Here is a 16936-nt window from a genome sequence, read left to right as displayed (position 1 = left end):
AGGTATCCACCATGAGCATCACCGCACCCGCCAACAACGGCGCCTCCGCGTCGCTGTACACGAACAGCACGACCGGAACGGCCGCAAAGAACCAGCAGATGAACTCGCAGATGTTCCTTCAACTCCTCGTGACCCAGTTGAAGACGCAGGATCCGAACTCGCCCATGGACAGCAACTCGATGATCACCCAGACCTCGCAGCTCGCGTCCATGCAGGCGCTCACCACCCTGTCCGACACCCAGTCGGCCAACTATTCGCTGCAGCAGCGCGAGTCCGCATCGCAACTCATCGGCCTCACTGCGTCGTACCTCGACGCCGGCGGGGTCACCCGGTCGGGCACGGTCACCGGAGCGTCCTTCGGCGGCAAGACCCCCACGGTGACGATCGGCGGCGTGTCCGTCGACCTCGCTTCGCTCACCGCGGTCGCCCGGACCGCTCAACCGTCGGCAACGACCGCCTCATAAGAAGTCCAGAGAAGAAAAAAGGGGATTCGCCATGCTTCGCTCACTTGATTCAGGCATTTCGGGCCTTCAGGCCCACCAGACGATGCTGGATGTCACGGCCAACAACATCGCCAACGTCAACACGACGGGGTTCAAGTCCAGTTCGACCCAGTTCGAAGACACGCTCTCGCAGATGCTGCACTCCGCAGGCGGCAGCAACGCCGAGGTCGGGAGCACCAACCCGGCACAGGTCGGGCTGGGGGTGAAGGTGGCCGGGATCGCGACCGACTTCACTCAGGGCTCGACGAACTCGACGGGCAAGCCCACCGACATGATGATCTCGGGCGACGGGTTCTTCACCGTCAAGTCGGGCGGCCAGACCATGTACACCCGCGCGGGAAGCTTCACCTTCGACGCAGACGGGCAACTCGCGGCACCCGACGGCTCGCTCGTGCAGGGGTGGACGGCGACGAACGGCGTCGTGCCGTCGGGCAACGCGCCTCTGAGCACCATCACCCTGCCCAGCAACTCGGTGGCCCCGGCCGTCGCCACGACGAAGACCACGCTGTCGGGCAACCTGCCCTCGGATGCGGCAGTCGGAACCTCGGTGACCGAGACCGAGGGCGTGTACGACAGCACGGGCGCCTCTCGCAGCCTCAACCTCACGTTCACCAAGACGGCGGCGGGCTGGGATGTCGTCGGCGCCGACGGCACCGGCGCGACCGGAGCCGCGAGCATGACGTTCGCCAACGGAGCCCTCGTCTCGGGGGGATCCCTCACGGTCGGAGGGGTCACCGTCGACATGAGCTCGACCACGGGGTACGCCGCGCTGCAGACCGCCTCCCTCTCGGGCCAGGACGGGCGGGCATCGGGCACGCTCCAGTCCTACAGCCTGTCGAGCGACGGCAAGCTGGTCGGCTCGTACAGCAATGGAGCGACCGAGACGATCGCCCAGATCGCGCTCGCCAACTTCACCAATCCCGGCGGTCTCGCCAAGGCCGGCTCGTCCGACTACACCCCGACGATCGCATCCGGGCCCGCGACCCTCGGCATCGCGGGCACGAACGGATTCGGGACTCTCGTCGGAGGCTCCCTCGAGATGTCGAACGTCGACCTCACGCAGGAGTTCTCCGACCTGATCGTCGCGCAGCGCGGGTTCGAAGCGAACGCTCGCATCATCACGACCTCCGACCAGATCCTGCAGGACCTGAACCAGATGCAGCGCTGACCGTCGTCTCGGCTGCTTGGCGCCGCGTCCTAACGCGCGGCGCCAAGCAGCCGACAGTGTGATCCAAGCCATTGAAGGCGCATTCACAGGGCAAGGAAAGCCACCATGATCATCCTCACGAGGCTGAATGACAGCCAATTCGCAGTGAACCCCGACCTCGTCGAGCGGATGCACAGCAATCCCGACACCACGTTGACCCTGGTCGACGGCACCACGTACATCGTGAAGGAATCGATGGACGAGGTGATCGACCTCATGGCTCGTTTTCGCGCCCGGGTGATCTCGCTCGCCAGGTTCCGAGACCTCGACGAGGGTGCCCCGGCATCGGCCGGCCTGCTCGTCCCCTTCCCCGAGCAGCCGCTGCCCGCCGGCTCGCCCAAACGCGGAAGGTCGAACTGATGGATCCGGCCACCATCATCGGATTGGTGCTCGCGTTCGGCTCCATCGGCTCGATGGTCGTGCTCGAGGGCTCGAGCGTCAGCTCCCTTCTTCTTCCCGCCCCCATGATCCTGGTGTTCGGCGCGACAATCGCGGTCGGCATCGCGAGCGGCACGATCCCCGACATGCTCCGCGCGGCGAAGGCATTGCCTCGCGCGCTCCGCGGGCGGCTCGCGCAGCCCGTCACCCTCATCGACCAGGTGGTCTCGATCGCCGACCGTGCTCGTAAGGAGGGTCTTCTGGCGCTGGAGGCCGAGGCGCAGAACGTCAAGGACCCGTTCCTCAAGGCCGCCCTCCAGAACATCGCAGACGGGATGGACGCCGAGGAACTCCGCAACCTCCTGGAGGAGCAGGTCGCCACGGAGGAGCGCGAGCAGCGCGCCGCCGCCAAGTTCTTCAACGGCCTTGGCGGTTACGCCCCCACCATCGGCATCATCGGAACGGTCATCTCGCTCACCCACGTGCTCGAGCACCTCTCCGACCCGGCCACGCTCGGCCCGTCGATCGCCGGCGCGTTCGTCGCGACCCTCTGGGGCGTGCTCTCGGCCAACATCATCTGGCTTCCTCTCGGCGCCCGGCTGTCCCGTCTCGCCGATCTCAACATCGAACGGATGCACGTGCTGCTCGAAGGCGTGCTCGCCGTTCAGGAGGGCAGTCAGCCCCGCGTCGTCGGCGAGCGTCTGCGCGCGATGATCACGGTGACCGATTCGAGAGAGAAGGGATCGAAAGGCATCAAGGAGCCGAAGGACAAGGGCAAGCCCATGAAGGAAGCGGCATGACCCGGCGCCACAAGCTCTCGCACGGGGGCGAACACGAAGCCGGCGGAAGCGAACGCTGGACGACCTCCTACATGGACATGGTCACCGTGCTGATGTGCCTGTTCATCGTCCTGTACGCCATGTCGACTGTCGATAAGGACAAGTTCGAGAAGCTCAGGCTCGCGCTGTCGACCGGATTCGGCGTGACCAAGACCGAGAAGATCGACACGGCGCGCGGGATCGTGGTGCCCGCGGCCGACGCGGGCAAGAAGGGTGTCGACACGACGAACTACAACGCGGCGGTCAGCGAGGTGGCGAGACTGACCTCGGTGCAGAACTCGATCGCGCAGTCGCTGCAGGCTCAGGGTCTCTCCTCGAGCGTGTCCTTCTCGATCACGAGCGATGGGCTGACGATCAGTCTCGTCGGCGCCGCCTCCTTCTTCACCGGCAACAGCGCCGTGCTGCAACCCGACACCGACCGGATCCTGAACATCATCGGCCCCGTGCTCACCACGATTCCGAACCAGGTGGCCGTCGAGGGGCACGCCGACAGCCACTCGACTCCGGCGCCCTACGCTTCCGACTGGGACCTCGCCGCCGCGCGCTCCACGGCGGTGCTCAAGTACCTGGTCACGATCACGGGGGTCGCGCAGACCCAGATCTACTCCTCGTCGTACGGCTCGGCTCGGCCGTTGTCGCCCGACATGCCGCCGAGTCAATACGGCCTCAACCGCCGGGTCGACATCGTCATCCGCTCGGCGGCCACCGACGACGTCAAGGTGCTGATGGCCCAGGTGCTCGCGGCGGAGCACCGATAGCGCCGCTCGGCTAACCGCGCCGGAGCGCCCGCCGATAGTGCACTGCATGACGGTTCAGGTCTCGGGCGATGCGACTGCGCGCACGGCGACGCCGGCGATCGAGGTCTACGACTTCCAGCGCCCGACGACGCTCGGTCGCGAGAAGATGCGTGCGCTCGCCCTGGCCTTCGACAACTTCTCGCGGCAGTGGGCGACCCAACTCACCGCGATGACGCACGCGGTCGCTCACGTCGAGGTCGAGTCGGTCGATGTCGAACGCTATGGCGAATACGCCGACGCGCTACCCGATCAGACCACCATGGTCATCCTCCGGGTGGCCGAACTCTCGAGCCGCGCGGTTCTGCAACTCGGGCAGGATGTCGCCCTCGGCTGGGTCGGACGGATGCTCGGAGGCGACGCGAGCATCCCCGCTCCGGCGCGCCCCTTCACCCCGATCGAGAGCGCGATCCTCGGGCGGCTGATCGGCTACCTCCTCGAAGACCTGGCGTACTCGCTCGGTGCGCTCCTCGACGGCACCCTCGGTCTCGACAACATCCAGTTCAGTTCGCAGATGGCCCAGGCGGCCCGCACCGGTCAGTTCATGCTCGTGGCCCGCTTCGTCGTCGCCATCGGAGACGCCATCTCGCCGGCCACCGTGGCCATCCCGCTCGAGGGGCTCGCCGACCCCTCGGCCGCGACCTCGCGATCCGCGGGCATCGATCGGACCAGGGTGCAGCTGGCGCCGGTTCCGGTCTCGTTCTCGCTGCGGTTGCGTCCCGCGACCGTGGGACCGGCCGACATCCTGGGGTTGGCCGAGGGCGAGCTGATCCGTCTTCCTCATCCGCAGCACCGCCCGCTCGACGTGGCGGTCGACGGCGTGACCGTCGCGGGAGCGGCAGTCGGGGCGAACGGCTCGCGGCTGGCCTGCGTCATCGTCTCTCTGGAGGAGCAATCGTGAGAACCACCACAAAGCCCACTCGGCAGCAGCTCGCCGTCGATGCCCTGATCACGCACATGCCGGCGACCGCGAGGCTCCGCGCCAGAGTCGCCGATGCCCCGTCGCCGCTGCCGCCTGCCGCCGCGAGCGCGGTCGTGGCGAGCTACGTCGGTGAGACGTCGGCCGACCTCGCGCTCGTGCTGATCGACAACACCTTCCTCGCGGAGGCCTCCGGATCGAAGACCAGGGTGAAGCCCACCGACGTGATCGTCCCCGCCCTGCAGGAGAGCGCGGCGGTGCTCGGAACCGGCGTGCTCAGCGAGGCCACCGAGGCAGATGCGGCGGCCTCGTTCTCCGATCCCGAAGCGACCATCTTCGAGCTTCTCGCCGACGACGAGGTGCTCGGCTGGTTCATCATCCGGCTGCGCAGCCAGCCGACGACGACCGGCTCCGCCATGTCGATCGAGGGCAGACTCGGTCGCCTCAACGAGGTCGAGATGACCTTGACCGTCGAGATCGGACGCACCCGGATGCCGATCCGCAACGTCCTCGGGCTCGAAGTCGGCGCCGTGGTCGAGCTCGACCGCGCCGTCGGCGCCCCCGCCGACATCCTCCTGAACGGTCGCCTGATCGCGCACGGCGAGGTCGTGGTGGTCGATCAGGAGTTCGCGGTGCGCGTGACGCGCATCCTCGACAACGCAGAGGTCATGGACCGCTAGGTGGACTCCGTGCTCCTGGCGCTCCGCGTCGCCGTCTCGCTCGGGGTCGTGATCGCCGCGATCTGGCTGCTGCAGCGCCGCATGTCACGGGGTCGCGCCACGCGAGCAGGACGGCCGATCTCGGTCATCGCCCGTCAGAATCTCGGGCCGAAGGCCAGTGTCGCGGTGGTCGACTTCGGCGGCAAGCGCTTCCTCCTCGGCGTCACCGAACACGGAGTGACCGTGTTGCATGACGCCGTGGCCGAGACGGTCGCCGCCGAGACGGAGGAAGCGATCGTGAGCGGGCAGGCGCGCCAGAGTTCGCGCGACTTCGCGGAGGCGCTCAGCCTGGCGCAGGGCCAGGGCACCGCCCCGCGTCGCCCTGCGCCGGCTTCGGTGGCGACGTCTCGGGACACGGGGCTTGCCCCGGCGCTGCCGCTGTCGGCGCCGGCATCGAGGCTGTCGGGTTCGATCCTCTCCGCGGCGACGTGGAAGCAGGCATGGACAGCGGTTCGCGGCGGGCGATGATGGCTCGCCATGCGTTGGTCAGCGACCGGGTCGGCCACCGGGTCGCGATCGCGTCGACCGCGGCGACCCTGCTCGGGCTGGGGCTCGCACTGCTCGGACCGACCCTGACGGCCTCCGCCGCCACCGCGCCGACGCCCGCCCCGACCCCGAGCGCGCCCTCGATCGACGGCCTCGTGCAGAGCGTGCTGAACGGACCGAACGGCGGCCCGTCCGACAGCATCCTGGTGATCATCGGGATCACCCTGCTGTCGATCGCGCCGTCGTTGATCCTCATGGTCTCGTCATTCACGAAGATCTTCGTCGTGCTCGCCATGACGCGGAACGCCCTCGGACTCCAGACGGTCCCGCCGAACCAGGTGCTCGCCGGTCTCGCGCTGTTCCTGTCGATCTTCATCATGTGGCCGGTCGTCTCGAACATCAACGACGCGGCGCTGCAGCCCTACCTGCACGGGAGCATCGACCTCCAGCACGCCGTCACCTTGGCCGAGGCGCCGCTGCGCCACTTCATGCTGGCGAACACGCGTCAGGAGGACCTGGCCCTCATGACGCGCGCGGCCGGTCGCGCCAACCCCGCCTCGCCCTCCGCCGTCTCGCTCTCGACGCTGATCCCGGCGTTCATGATCTCCCAGCTCCGCTCGGCGTTCATCATCGGCTTCGTCATCTTCATCCCGTTTCTCATCGTCGACATCGTCGTCTCGTCGTCGCTCATGGCGATGGGCATGATGATGCTCCCGCCCGTGATGGTGTCGCTGCCGTTCAAGATCCTTCTGTTCGTCCTCGTCGACGGCTGGGGCCTGCTGGTCACGACGCTGGTGGGCAGTTACGGAGGCACCCGGTGAATCCGTCCAGCATCATCGACATCGGCGTGCAGGCCCTCTGGACGGCAGCGGAGCTCGCGGCCCCGATCCTCATCACGGCTCTCGTGGTCGGGTTCTCCGTCTCGGTCTTCCAGTCGATCACCCAGATCCAGGAGACCAGCCTCTCGTTCGTCCCCAAGGCCGTCGCGGTCTCGATCGCGCTGGTGATCTGCGGCCAATGGATGATCGCCGTCATCGTCAACTTCACGAACAACCTGGTGGCGCAGATCCCGACGCTGGTGGGCCACTGACATGTCGTTGCCCGACTTCGGATGGCTCGAGACGGTGCTGCTCGCCGGGGTGCGCATCGTCGCCTTCCTGATCGTCGCGCCACCGTTCTCGCACGGTGCCTTTCAGAATCGCATCCGGGTCATGATCGGCCTCGGGCTCGCGGTCGCCGTCGCCCCGACCCTGTCCGCGGGAAGCCAACCGCTCGACACAGGACCGTTCATCGAGACCCTGGTCATGCAGGTCATCGTCGGGCTCGGGCTCGGATTCCTGATCCAGCTCGCTTTCGCGGCCCTCCAGTCGGCCGGCGGCCTGATCGACCTGTTCGGCGGATTCCAACTCGCCCAGGGCTACGACCCTCAGTCGCTCGTGGACGGGGCGCAATTCACCCGACTGTTCGAGATCACGGCGATCGCACTGCTGTTCACGACCGATGGATACCAGATGGTCATCGCCGGCATCACCCGGTCGTTCACCGCGATCCCGGTGAGCGGCATGCCCGACTTCTCGATCACGGCGCAGGCCCTCGTGCAGGGGTTCAGCCAGACGTTCCTCGCTGCGGCGCAGATCGCGGGGCCGCTGATTCTCGTGCTCTTCCTCGCCGACGCCGGACTCGGCCTCCTCACCCGGGTGGCTCCCGCGCTGAACGCGTTCTCGCTCGGCTATCCGCTCAAGATCCTCATCACGATCTCGTTCGCCGGAGTGCTGTTCGTCCTGCTGCCGGGAGTGGTCTCGTCGGTCATGCAGTCGGGGCTGAGCCTGCTCGGGAGGGCCGGGTAGATGGCCGAATCGCAGGAACGCACCGAGCAGGCCACCGAGAAGCGGATGAAGGAGGTCCGCCGCAAGGGCGAGCTCTCGACCTCGAAGGACCTCAGCGCCTGGCTCTCGGTCGCCGCAGCGGCCGCGTCGATCCCCGCGCTCGCCGCCGCCGTCCAGGCCTCGACCCGCAACCAGTTCGCCCTGGTCGTCGAGGTGATCCACCGTCCGACCCCGCAGGGCGCCGTGCATGCCCTCACCGCGGGACTCGGCGGCATCATCCCGGCCCTCGCTCCCATGTTCGTCGCCGTCGTGGCAGCCGTCATCGCCGGTGCCGCGCTCCAAGGCGGACTGCATGTCAAGGCGTTCTCGCTGTCGTTCAAGCACTTCGACCCGATCGCCGGCCTCAAACGCGTCTTCGGCACGCACGCGTTGTGGGAGGGCGCGAAGGCCCTCCTCAAGACGCTCGTGGTCGGTCTCGTGCTTCTCACCGTCATCCAGAACGTCGTGCCCCAACTCGTCGGATCCGGATTCCTCCCCCTCGACCAGCTGGTCGGCGTCGCGCAATCGAGCGCGAGCGTCCTCATCGAAGCGGCGGTCGCCGCCGGACTCGTGGTCGCCGCGGCGGACGTGGCCGTCGTCATGAGACGGAACCTGAAGCGCACCCGGATGTCGAAACGCGAGGTCAAGGACGAGAACAAGAGCTCCGAGGGCGATCCCCTGATCAAGGGGATGCGACGGGCGCGCGCGTTCGCGATGAGCCGACGCCGGATGATGGATGCGGTGCGCACGGCCGACGTCGTGGTGCTGAACCCCACCCACATCGCCGTGGCGTTGAGGTACGAGCCCGGCAAGTCGGCTCCGCGGGTCGTCGCCAAGGGCGCCGACGAGGTCGCCGCCCGCATCCGTGAGAACGCCGCGGAGCATTGCGTCCCCATGGTTCACGACATCCCGCTCGCGCGCACCCTGCACGCGAACTGCGACATCGGCGACGAGATCCCGCAGGAGCTCTACAGCGCGGTCGCTCAGGTTCTCGCGTTCGTCTTCGCCCTCAAGTCCCGCGGCGCCGGCCAGGGCGTCCACAAGCTCACCACCTCAACCGTTCTCGTCTGAAATCCGGGGGAATCACATGAGCAAGAAGCTGCCGAGTTACGCCGTTCCGGTGGGAGTCGTGGGCATCGTGATGCTCCTCGTCGTTCCGGTGCCCGCGTGGCTGCTCGACATCCTGATCGTCATCAACATCATGTTCGCCCTGGTGATCCTGCTGACCACGATGTTCGTCAAGAAGCCCCTGGACTTCTCGGTGTTCCCCTCGCTGCTGTTGGTCGCGACCCTGTTCCGGCTGGGACTCAACGTCGCGTCGACACGGCTCGTGCTGAGCACCGGATACGCCGGTCAGGTCATCGCCTCGCTCGGACAGGTCGCGGTCGGCGGATCGCTCATCATCGGCGCGGTCATCTTCCTGATCCTCGTGGTCATCCAGTTCGTCGTCGTCACCAAGGGCGCGGAGCGCGTGGCGGAGGTCGGCGCTCGATTCACCCTCGACGCCATGCCGGGCAAGCAGATGGCGATCGATGCGGATCTGAACGCCGGCACGATCACCGAAGCGGAGGCCAGGCGACGTCGGGCCGAGGTGTCGGCCGAAGCGGACTTCTACGGGTCGATGGATGGCGCGTCGAAGTTCGTGAAAGGCGACGCGATCGCGGGGATCGTGATCATCGTGATCAACATCATCGGCGGGATCGCCATCGGGATGGTGCAGAACGGCATGTCGATCAACGACGCCGTGAGCAAGTACACGCTGCTGACGATCGGTGACGGCCTCGTGAGCCAGATCCCCGCTCTGCTGATGGCGGTCTCCACCGGCATGATCGTCACGCGGTCGAACGTCGACGCCGATATGGGATCGATGACCTCGTCGCAGCTGTCGCAATCCCGGATCGCCGTGCTGATCGCCGGCTGCGCCGCCATCGCCCTCGCTCTGATCCCGGGGATGCCGGTCGTGCCGTTCATGGTCACCGGGCTGAGCCTGATCATCGCATCTCGGCGCATCGGAGCGCGGCAGCGCCGAGAGGCCGTCATCGCCCAGGCGGCCGGCCAGGCCCCGGCCGCGAACGCGACCGACAGCACCGAGGATCTGATCGAACAGATGCGCGTTCACGCCCTCGAGGTTCGACTCGCTCCCGACCTCGTCGAACTCGCGTCGGGAACGAGCGACGACCTGCTGTCCCGGGTGCGGGCCCTGCGCCGTCGCCTCGCGATGGAGCTCGGCATCGTCGTGCCGCCCGTGCGCACCAGGGACAGCGTCGAACTGCCGCCGTCCACCTACGTCATCAAGGTGGCCGGAACGGAAGCGGGGCGGGGCATCGCGCCTCCCGGCAAGGTGCTCGCGCTCGGCGACGCCCTCGAGGCCCTCCCGGGCACCTCGACCGTCGATCCCGTGTTCGGTCTCGCCGGCAAATGGATCCCGGCGGAGTTGAGACACGGAGCCGAACTGGGGGGCGCGACGGTGATCGACCGCGCTTCCGTCATCATCACCCATCTGTCGTCGGTGATCTCGAACAACGCCGCACGCCTGCTCAGCCGCGAGGACGTGCGCGTCCTCACCGACGGGGTCAAGTCGATCAACCCCTCCGCGGTCGACGAACTGATCCCCTCCCTCCTGACGCTCGCCGAGGTGCAACGCGTGCTGCAGGGGCTCCTCTCCGAGGGGGTTCCCATCAACGACCTGTCGCGCATCTACGAGGCGCTCGCGCTGCGGGCACGCGTCTCCACCGATCCCGACGGTCTGATCGAGGCAGCCAGATCGGCGCTCGGTCCGGTGATCGCCGAGCGTCACCTCAAGGACTCGACCCTTCGGGTCATCATGATCGAGCCGCTCCTCGAGCAGTCGATGCTCGAGGGGATGCGGCCGTCGGAGCAGGGTCCCCAGATCGTTCTCGATCCCGAGCGACTGCATGCGGTCATGACCTCGCTCACGCAGGCGCGCACCGCCGCCGAAGCGGGGGGCGACCCCGTCGTGATCGCCTGTGCGCCGGCGCTGCGCTCTGCCGTGCGACGTCTGTTCGCACCGAATCCCGGCGACCTTGCCGTGCTCTCGTATCTCGAAGTCACGGCAGCCCACCCCACGATCGAGACGGTAGGAGTGGTTCGTGCCCTCGATCAGATTCCGGTTTGACGACGTGTCGAGGCAGGCTCTCACGGCTCGGGTGCGTTCCGAGTTCGGGGCCACCGCCCGAATCGTGTCGGCCTCGGAGGTACGAGTGGGCGGTGTCGGCGGGTTCTTCGCCCGACGGTACCTCGATGTCGTGGTCGACGTCCCCCCGCCTGCGCCGAATCGTCAGCCGAGCGGTGCGGTCGGGCTCGCGGCATTGCTCGAGCAGGCCGACCGCGCGGAGCGGGTCGGCACGGCCCCGACCGGGGCACCCGTCATCCCGGTCGTCTCGACGCAGACCGAGGACTTCGCCCGGCTGATGTCCGAATTGCATTCGTATTCCGACCTGGCACCGAATGCGGGCCTCGTGGTCGGCGCGGGCGTACCCGGGTTGCGCGACGAACCGGGCGGCGTGATCCTCTTCGTCGGACTCGGTGACGACGCGATGGTGGTGGCCCGGTCGCTGGCCCGGGACGTACGAGCATCCGACGTGCGGATGGGGGGCCGGATTCTCGGCGACGCCCTCCCCCGAGTGGATGATCGCCGTCAGGCCGCCGCGTTCACGGCACAGTGCGTCGCATCGGGTTCGGTGGGGCTGCTGGCCTGGGGAGTCGGGCTCGGAGCGGACGGCGCCCGGGCGAGCATCCCGATGCTGCGCACCATCGATGCCGACCAGATCTGGATCGTGGTCGACGCCTCGCGCAAGCCGGACGACACGGCCGCATGGGTCGCCGCGGTGCGCTCGGGCGTTCCCGCCGTCGCCCTCGCGGTCCTGCACGGTGCGGAGACGGCGACCCCCGAGTCCGTCAACGCGCTGGGGCTGCCCGTGGGGTGGTCGGACACCGTGGGATAGGCTGACCGCGTGCTGGTCCTGACGCGCAAACGTGGGGAGCGGATCCTCGTCGGAGACGACATCGTCATCACCATTCTCGAGATCAAGGGTGACGCGATCCGCATCGGAGTCGACGCGCCCTCGGGCGTGCGCATCCAGCGCCACGAGGTCGTCGAAGCGATCGCCGAGGCGAACGTCGCCGCGACGGCCGAGGCCGCCGCGGCGAACGAACTCGCCGCGCTCCTGTCGACGGTCGACCCGGCTACGCCGCCAGGTCGGTGACCGCCCGCTCGCGCGCCGGAGCATCCGCCTCGACCAGGTAGCGCGAGTAGGCCGCGATCGTGAGGAAGGTCGGGAAGTCCTCCTCGAGAGTGACCGATCGGAACACCTCGGCCGCCTCGTCGAAGCGATCGCCGTCCCAGCGCGGCGTCGCAGCGAGCAGCTCGTCGAGCAGGCGCGTCACGAGTGCCCGATCCACACTCGTGCCCTCCGCCGTCACGACCCGCTGGTGCATCCACTGCCACAGCTGCGAGCGGCTGATCTCGGCGGTCGCGGCGTCCTCCATGAGGTCGTCGATCGCCGCCGCTCCCACTCCGCGCAACCACGACTCGAGGTAGCGCACGGCGATCGAGACGTTGGCGGCCACGCCGGCATCCGTCACCTCGCCGTCGATGCGCAGGTCGAGCAGGTCGGCGGCGGTGACGTGCACGTCGTCGCGCTGGCGATCCACCTGATTGGGGCGCTCGCCGAGCACGGCATCGAACTCGGCCTGCGCCGTCGCGACCAGGTCCGGATGCGCCACCCAGGTGCCGTCGAATCCGTCGCCGGCCTCGCGGCGCTTGTCGGCCGCGACCTGCTCGAGGGCGCGCTCCGTCACCGCGGGGTTCTTGCGGTTCGGGATGAACGCGCTCATACCGCCGATGGCGTGCGCCCCGCGCTTGTGGCAGGTCTGCACCAGCAGCTCGGTGTATGCCCGCATGAAGGGCACCGTCATCGTGATCTTCGAGCGGTCGGGGAGCACGAAGCTCGCCCCGCGTCCGCGGAAGTTCTTGATGATCGAGAAGATGTAGTCCCAGCGACCGGCGTTGAGCCCGGCGCAGTGCTCGCGCAGTTCGTAGAGGATCTCGTCCATCTCGAAGGCCGCCGGGATCGTCTCGATCAGCACCGTCGCACGGATCGTGCCGTGCTGGATGCCGAGCGCGTTCTCCGAGAAGGTGAACACGTCGTCCCAGAGCCGTGCCTCGAGGTGGCTCTCGAGCTTGGGCAGGTAGAAGTAGGGTCCGCTGCCCCGGGCGATGAGCTCCTTCGCATTGTGGAAGAAGTACAACCCGAAGTCGACCAGCGAGCCCGACGCCGGCGACGAGATGCCCGCCGAATCGGTGTAGCGCAGGTGCTTCTCGACCAGGTGCCAGCCGCGCGGGCGCATCACGATCGTCGGCGTCGTCTCGCCGAGCCGGTACTCCTTGCCCTCGGGACTGGTGAAGTCGATCTGGCGGCGGATCGCGTCGAACAGGCTGAGCTGTCCGTTGACCACGTTGAACCAGGTGGGGCTCGTGGCGTCCTCCTGATCGGCGAGCCAGACCTTCGCTCCGGAGTTCATCGCGTTGATGGTCATCTTGCGATCGGTCGGGCCGGTGATCTCGACGCGGCGGTCGACGAGGCCGGGGCCGGGGCCCGCCACGCGCCAGGTGGTGTCGTCGCGGATCGCGCGGGTCTCGGCGAGGAAGTGCAGGTCGCGCCCGTTGTCGATCGCCGTGCGGCGCTGCATCCGCGCCGCCAGGCGCTCGTGCCGGCGGCCCGCGAACTGGTCGTGCAGCCGGGTGAGGAACTGCAGGGCCTCCGGCGTGAGGATCTCGTCGAAGCGATCGCCCAGCTCGGCGAGCACCTCGATGCGGGGTTTCGTGGTCGTGGTCATGATCGTGCCTTTCGGGCCTAGTGGAATTGGTCGGACTCGGTCGAGCCCACGAGCGCGAGCGTCGCGCTCTCGGGGTTGAGGGCGGTGGCGATCCGGTCGAAGTAGCCGGTGCCCACCTCGCGCTGGTGCTTGGTCGCGGTGTAGCCGCGCGCTTCGGCGGCGAACTCCGCCTCCTGCAGCTCGACGTACGCGCTCATGTGACGAGTCGCGTAGCCCTGCGCCAGCTCGAACATCCCGTGGTTGAGGGAGTGGAAACCGGCAAGGGTGATGAACTGGAACGCGTACCCCATGGCGCTCAGCTCGCGCTGGAAGCGCGCGATCTGGTCGTCGTCGAGGTGGCGCTTCCAGTTGAAGCTGGGCGAGCAGTTGTACGCCAGCTTCTGGTCGGGGAACTCCGAGTGGATGCTCTCGGCGAAGGTGCGCGCGAGCTCGATGTCGGGCTCGCTCGATTCGACCCAGAGCAGGTCGGCGTACGGCGCGTAGGCATGACCGCGGGCCAGCACCGGACCGATCCCGTTCTCGACCTCGTAGAAGCCCTCGGCGGTGCGCGTCCCGGTCAGGAAAGGGCGATCGCGCTCGTCGTGGTCGCTCGTCAGCAGCGTCGCGGCGAGGGCGTCGGTGCGCGCGATGATGATGCTCGGCACGCCGGCGACGTCGGCGGCGAGCCGAGCGGCATTGAGGGTGCGGATGTGCTGCCCGATCGGGACGAGTACCTTGCCGCCCATGTGACCGCACTTCTTCTCGCTCGCGAGCTGGTCCTCCCAGTGCACGCCCGCCGCCCCGGCCTCGATCATCGAGAGCATGAGCTCGTAGGCGTTGAGCGGACCGCCGAAGCCGGCCTCGGCGTCGGCGACGATCGGGGCGAGCCAGTCCCGGCTCTCGCGACCGTCCTCGGCGAACTCGATCTGACCGGCGCGCAGCAGCGCGTTGTTGATCCGGCGCACGACGGCCGGCACCGAGTTGGCGGGGTACAGGCTCTGGTCGGGGTAGGTCTGGCCGCTGAGGTTGCCGTCGGCCGCGACCTGCCACCCCGAGAGGTAGATGGCCTGCAGGCCGGCACGCACCTGCTGCACGGCCTGATTGCCGGTGATGGCGCCGAGCGCGGCGACCCACTGGTTCGGGTCGTCATTGTCCTGGATGAGCTCCCAGAGCTTCTCGGCTCCGCGGCGGGCCAGGGTGCGCTCCTCGCGCACGGCGCCGCGCAGGGCGATGACATCCTCGGCCGTGTAGTCGCGGCGGACACCGTCCCAGCGCGGGTCCGCTGCCCACTCGGCCTGCAGCTCGACGGCGGTCTGGGTCTGGTCGCCGGGGCGCTGCGGGGCCGATGCGGCGTTCGTGAAGTCGGTCATGGGGTGCTCCTTCTGCGGGTCCGGACGGGCCGGACGTGATGTCCTGTCTCGACTCTGCGGCCTCGGGAGACGCTCTTCGCAAAGATTGTGGTCAGAAATACGGCAAAAGTTCTGTCCTTCCGAAGAAGAGCCATGGCATCCTGGATTGCATGGCCCTTCCGCAGAACACCAGCGTCGACGATGAAGACGTGCTCGACTCCCTGACGATCGGCCGCCGCATCCGGCAACTCCGGGTGGACCGCGGTCTCACCCTCGACGCCCTCGCCTCGGCGATCGACCGCGCGCCCTCGCAGGTGTCGGTGATCGAGAACGGCAAGCGCGAGCTCAAGCTGGGCGAACTGCAGAAGCTCGCGCGGGTGCTCGGCACGACCCTCGACGAGCTGCTGAGCCCCGAGGCGCCCTCGAAGCGGGCCGCCCTCGAGATCGCCCTCGAGCGCGCCCAGCGCGGACCGCTCTACGCCTCGCTGCCCCTCCCCGCGCTTCCCGTGCGCAAGACCCTGAGCGATGAGGCCATCGAGACCATCCTCGGTCTGCACGACGAGCTCGAGCGCCTGCACCGCGAGCGGGCCGCCACCCCCGAGGAGGCGCGGCGCGCCAACACCGAGCTGCGCGCCGAGCAGCGCAAGCGCGGCAACTACTTTCCCGAGCTCGAGCAGACCGCGCGCGGGCTGCTCGCGGCCGTCGGACATCGCGGCGGTCCGCTGTCGCAGCGGGTGGCATCCGATCTCGCGGCGCACCTGGGGTTCACGCTGCACTACGTCGGCGACCTGCCGAGCACGACCCGGAGCGTGACCGACCAGGCGAACGGACGCATCTACCTGCCGGTGCGCTCGAACGGCAACGACCCGCGATCCGAGCTGCTGCAGGCGCTCGCCGCCCATGTGCTGGGCCGGCCGGAGCCGCGGGACATCGCCGACTTCCTCCGTCAGCGCGTCGAGACCAACTACCTGGCCGGCGCCCTGATGCTGCCCGAGCAGAGCGCCGTCGAGTTCCTCACGGCGGCCAAGCAGGCGCGCGAGCTCTCGGTCGAGGATCTGCGCGACGCCTTCGCGGTGAGCTACGAGACCGCGGCGCACCGCTTCACCAACCTGGCGACGCAGCACCTCGGGCTGCCCGTGCACTTCCTCAAGGTGCACGAGAGCGGGGCGCTGTCGAAGGCCTACGAGAACGACGGCGTCGCCTTCCCCACCGACGCGCTCGGCTCGATCGAAGGGCAGTTCATCTGCCGCAAGTGGAGCGCGCGGCAGGTCTTCGACGTCGAGGACCGCTTCAGCCCGTACCACCAGTACACCGACAAACCGGCGGGCACCTCGTGGTGCACCTCGAGCATCCAGTCGACATCGAGCGGCGTGTTCTCGGTCAGCGTCGGGACGCCGTTCGCGCACGCCAAGTGGTTTCGCGGGCGCGACACGACGCGGCGGATGGTGTCGACCTGTCCCGACCCGAGCTGCTGCCGACAGCCTCCCGCCGAGCTGGCGTCGCGCTGGGCCGACAAGGCCTGGCCGAGCGCGCGGCTCGAGTCGTCGCTGCTGGCCGCCCTGCCGACCGGCACCTTCACGGGCGTCGACCTCACCGATGTCTACGAGTTCCTCGAGACGCACGCGCCGAGCGCCTCGTGACCCTCGAGGGCATCACCATCGATCCGCGGTCGGCGACGCCGCCGTTCGAGCAGCTGCGCCAAGGGGTGCTCGCCGGCATCGCCGACGGCTCGCTCGCCGCCGGCAGCCGCCTCCCGACGGTGCGGGCCCTCGCGGAACAGCTGGGCCTCGCGGCCAACACGGTGGCGCGCAGCTACCGCGAGCTCGAGGCCGCGGGGGCGGTCGAGACGCGCGGGCGCAACGGCACGTTCATCGCGCTGTCGGCGGATGCCGCGGCGCACGCCGCTCAGGAGGCCGCCGCCGACTATGCCGCGCGCATCCGTTCGCTCGGGATCAGCCTCGAGTCGGCCCTCGCCTACGTGGACGCGGCGCTGCGCGACTGACGCGCGCGCCGGCGCGCGGGTCGCGAGGTCAGCGGCG

19 protein-coding genes are annotated in these 16936 nt (G+C 68.5%); 17 read left to right on the top strand and 2 right to left on the bottom strand.

The genetic code is table 11. The features are described 5' to 3' along the window. The first annotated feature begins 11 nt into the window (after positions 1-11). The 15 genes from ACFPJ4_RS08900 (at position 12) to csrA (ending at position 11936) form a co-directional block, all read left to right on the top strand. Positions 12-464, top strand: a complete 453-nt coding sequence (locus tag ACFPJ4_RS08900; protein ID WP_386740050.1) for a flagellar hook assembly protein FlgD — start codon at positions 12-14, stop codon at positions 462-464. Between the two features lie 31 nt (positions 465-495). After that, positions 496-1671, top strand: a complete 1176-nt coding sequence (locus ACFPJ4_RS08895; protein WP_386740049.1) for a flagellar hook protein FlgE — start codon at positions 496-498, stop codon at positions 1669-1671. A 105-nt stretch (positions 1672-1776) separates the two neighbouring features. Then, a complete protein-coding gene (locus ACFPJ4_RS08890) occupies positions 1777-2070 on the top strand; it encodes a flagellar FlbD family protein (RefSeq protein WP_386740048.1) in 294 nt (97 codons plus the stop codon). Beyond that, on the top strand, positions 2070-2888 hold the full coding sequence (locus tag ACFPJ4_RS08885) for a motility protein A (protein ID WP_386740047.1): 819 nt from the start codon (positions 2070-2072) through the stop codon (positions 2886-2888). The genes ACFPJ4_RS08890 and ACFPJ4_RS08885 overlap by 1 nt, the downstream gene beginning before the upstream one ends. Then, positions 2885-3685 carry an OmpA/MotB family protein gene (locus ACFPJ4_RS08880; RefSeq protein ID WP_386740046.1) on the top strand — a complete coding sequence of 267 codons (801 nt, stop codon included), beginning with the start codon at positions 2885-2887 and terminating at the stop codon, positions 3683-3685. Before ACFPJ4_RS08885 ends, ACFPJ4_RS08880 begins: the two co-directional genes overlap by 4 nt. Positions 3686-3731: 46 nt before the next feature. Further along, the gene (locus tag ACFPJ4_RS08875; RefSeq protein ID WP_386740045.1) at positions 3732-4622 is read left to right on the top strand and encodes a flagellar motor switch protein FliM; all 891 of its coding nucleotides are present in this window, start codon (positions 3732-3734) and stop codon (positions 4620-4622) included. Beyond that, positions 4619-5320, top strand: a complete 702-nt coding sequence (gene fliN / locus ACFPJ4_RS08870) for a flagellar motor switch protein FliN (protein WP_386740044.1) — start codon at positions 4619-4621, stop codon at positions 5318-5320. Before ACFPJ4_RS08875 ends, fliN begins: the two co-directional genes overlap by 4 nt. Continuing rightward, positions 5321-5827, top strand: a complete 507-nt coding sequence (fliO, locus tag ACFPJ4_RS08865; protein WP_386740043.1) for a flagellar biosynthetic protein FliO — start codon at positions 5321-5323, stop codon at positions 5825-5827. Beyond that, positions 5824-6666, top strand: coding sequence for a flagellar type III secretion system pore protein FliP (gene fliP, locus ACFPJ4_RS08860; protein ID WP_386740619.1), 843 nt, complete (start codon positions 5824-5826; stop codon positions 6664-6666). The genes fliO and fliP overlap by 4 nt, the downstream gene beginning before the upstream one ends. Next, the gene (fliQ, locus tag ACFPJ4_RS08855) at positions 6663-6935 is read left to right on the top strand and encodes a flagellar biosynthesis protein FliQ (protein WP_386740042.1); all 273 of its coding nucleotides are present in this window, start codon (positions 6663-6665) and stop codon (positions 6933-6935) included. The genes fliP and fliQ overlap by 4 nt, the downstream gene beginning before the upstream one ends. Before the next feature lies 1 nt (position 6936). Then, positions 6937-7692 carry a flagellar biosynthetic protein FliR gene (locus ACFPJ4_RS08850; protein WP_386740041.1) on the top strand — a complete coding sequence of 252 codons (756 nt, stop codon included), beginning with the start codon at positions 6937-6939 and terminating at the stop codon, positions 7690-7692. Next, on the top strand, positions 7693-8781 hold the full coding sequence (locus tag ACFPJ4_RS08845; protein WP_386740040.1) for an EscU/YscU/HrcU family type III secretion system export apparatus switch protein: 1089 nt from the start codon (positions 7693-7695) through the stop codon (positions 8779-8781). A 16-nt stretch (positions 8782-8797) separates the two neighbouring features. After that, on the top strand, positions 8798-10846 hold the full coding sequence (locus ACFPJ4_RS08840) for a flagellar biosynthesis protein FlhA (protein WP_386740039.1): 2049 nt from the start codon (positions 8798-8800) through the stop codon (positions 10844-10846). After that, entirely contained in the window at positions 10821-11675 is an 855-nt protein-coding gene (locus ACFPJ4_RS08835) for a hypothetical protein (protein ID WP_386740038.1), read from the top strand. Before ACFPJ4_RS08840 ends, ACFPJ4_RS08835 begins: the two co-directional genes overlap by 26 nt. A gap of 9 nt (positions 11676-11684) precedes the next feature. Further along, entirely contained in the window at positions 11685-11936 is a 252-nt protein-coding gene (gene csrA / locus ACFPJ4_RS08830; protein WP_386740037.1) for a carbon storage regulator CsrA, read from the top strand. Here the strand turns inward: csrA and aceB are convergent. Both aceB and aceA read right to left on the bottom strand, forming a co-directional pair. Beyond that, positions 11917-13569, bottom strand: a complete 1653-nt coding sequence (gene aceB / locus ACFPJ4_RS08825) for a malate synthase A (protein WP_386740036.1) — start codon at positions 13567-13569, stop codon at positions 11917-11919. The two genes, csrA and aceB, sit on opposite strands and share 20 nt — an antisense overlap. Positions 13570-13586: 17 nt before the next feature. Beyond that, on the bottom strand, positions 13587-14918 hold the full coding sequence (aceA, locus tag ACFPJ4_RS08820) for an isocitrate lyase (RefSeq protein WP_386740035.1): 1332 nt from the start codon (positions 14916-14918) through the stop codon (positions 13587-13589). 149 nt (positions 14919-15067) lie between these two features. On the opposite strand from aceA, the gene ACFPJ4_RS08815 reads away from it, so the two are divergent. Together ACFPJ4_RS08815 and ACFPJ4_RS08810 are read left to right on the top strand one after the other, a co-directional pair. Continuing rightward, the gene (locus ACFPJ4_RS08815) at positions 15068-16537 is read left to right on the top strand and encodes a helix-turn-helix domain-containing protein (RefSeq protein WP_386740034.1); all 1470 of its coding nucleotides are present in this window, start codon (positions 15068-15070) and stop codon (positions 16535-16537) included. Further along, positions 16534-16899, top strand: a complete 366-nt coding sequence (locus tag ACFPJ4_RS08810) for a GntR family transcriptional regulator (RefSeq protein ID WP_386740033.1) — start codon at positions 16534-16536, stop codon at positions 16897-16899. Before ACFPJ4_RS08815 ends, ACFPJ4_RS08810 begins: the two co-directional genes overlap by 4 nt. Positions 16900-16936: the final 37 nt, after the last annotated feature.

The organism is Lysinimonas soli (assembly GCF_042655435.1).
GTDB classification, from domain to species: domain Bacteria; phylum Actinomycetota; class Actinomycetes; order Actinomycetales; family Microbacteriaceae; genus Lysinimonas; species Lysinimonas soli.
The sequence above is the reverse complement of the archived record's forward strand: the minus strand, read 5'-3'. Positions and strand labels throughout refer to the sequence as shown.

Excerpts from the sequence above, each read along its gene's own strand:
- ACFPJ4_RS08900 (WP_386740050.1), top strand. The coding sequence starts at position 12 with ATGAGCATCACCGCACCCGCCAACAACGGCGCCTCCGCGTCGCTGTAC.
- ACFPJ4_RS08895 (WP_386740049.1), top strand. The coding sequence starts at position 496 with ATGCTTCGCTCACTTGATTCAGGCATTTCGGGCCTTCAGGCCCACCAG.
- ACFPJ4_RS08890 (WP_386740048.1), top strand. The coding sequence starts at position 1,777 with ATGATCATCCTCACGAGGCTGAATGACAGCCAATTCGCAGTGAACCCC.
- ACFPJ4_RS08885 (WP_386740047.1), top strand. The coding sequence starts at position 2,070 with ATGGATCCGGCCACCATCATCGGATTGGTGCTCGCGTTCGGCTCCATC.
- ACFPJ4_RS08880 (WP_386740046.1), top strand. The coding sequence starts at position 2,885 with ATGACCCGGCGCCACAAGCTCTCGCACGGGGGCGAACACGAAGCCGGC.
- ACFPJ4_RS08875 (WP_386740045.1), top strand. The coding sequence starts at position 3,732 with ATGACGGTTCAGGTCTCGGGCGATGCGACTGCGCGCACGGCGACGCCG.
- fliP (WP_386740619.1), top strand. The coding sequence starts at position 5,824 with ATGATGGCTCGCCATGCGTTGGTCAGCGACCGGGTCGGCCACCGGGTC.
- ACFPJ4_RS08850 (WP_386740041.1), top strand. The coding sequence starts at position 6,937 with ATGTCGTTGCCCGACTTCGGATGGCTCGAGACGGTGCTGCTCGCCGGG.
- ACFPJ4_RS08845 (WP_386740040.1), top strand. The coding sequence starts at position 7,693 with ATGGCCGAATCGCAGGAACGCACCGAGCAGGCCACCGAGAAGCGGATG.
- ACFPJ4_RS08840 (WP_386740039.1), top strand. The coding sequence starts at position 8,798 with ATGAGCAAGAAGCTGCCGAGTTACGCCGTTCCGGTGGGAGTCGTGGGC.
- aceB (WP_386740036.1), bottom strand. The coding sequence starts at position 13,569 with ATGACCACGACCACGAAACCCCGCATCGAGGTGCTCGCCGAGCTGGGC.
- aceA (WP_386740035.1), bottom strand. The coding sequence starts at position 14,918 with ATGACCGACTTCACGAACGCCGCATCGGCCCCGCAGCGCCCCGGCGAC.
- ACFPJ4_RS08815 (WP_386740034.1), top strand. The coding sequence starts at position 15,068 with ATGGCCCTTCCGCAGAACACCAGCGTCGACGATGAAGACGTGCTCGAC.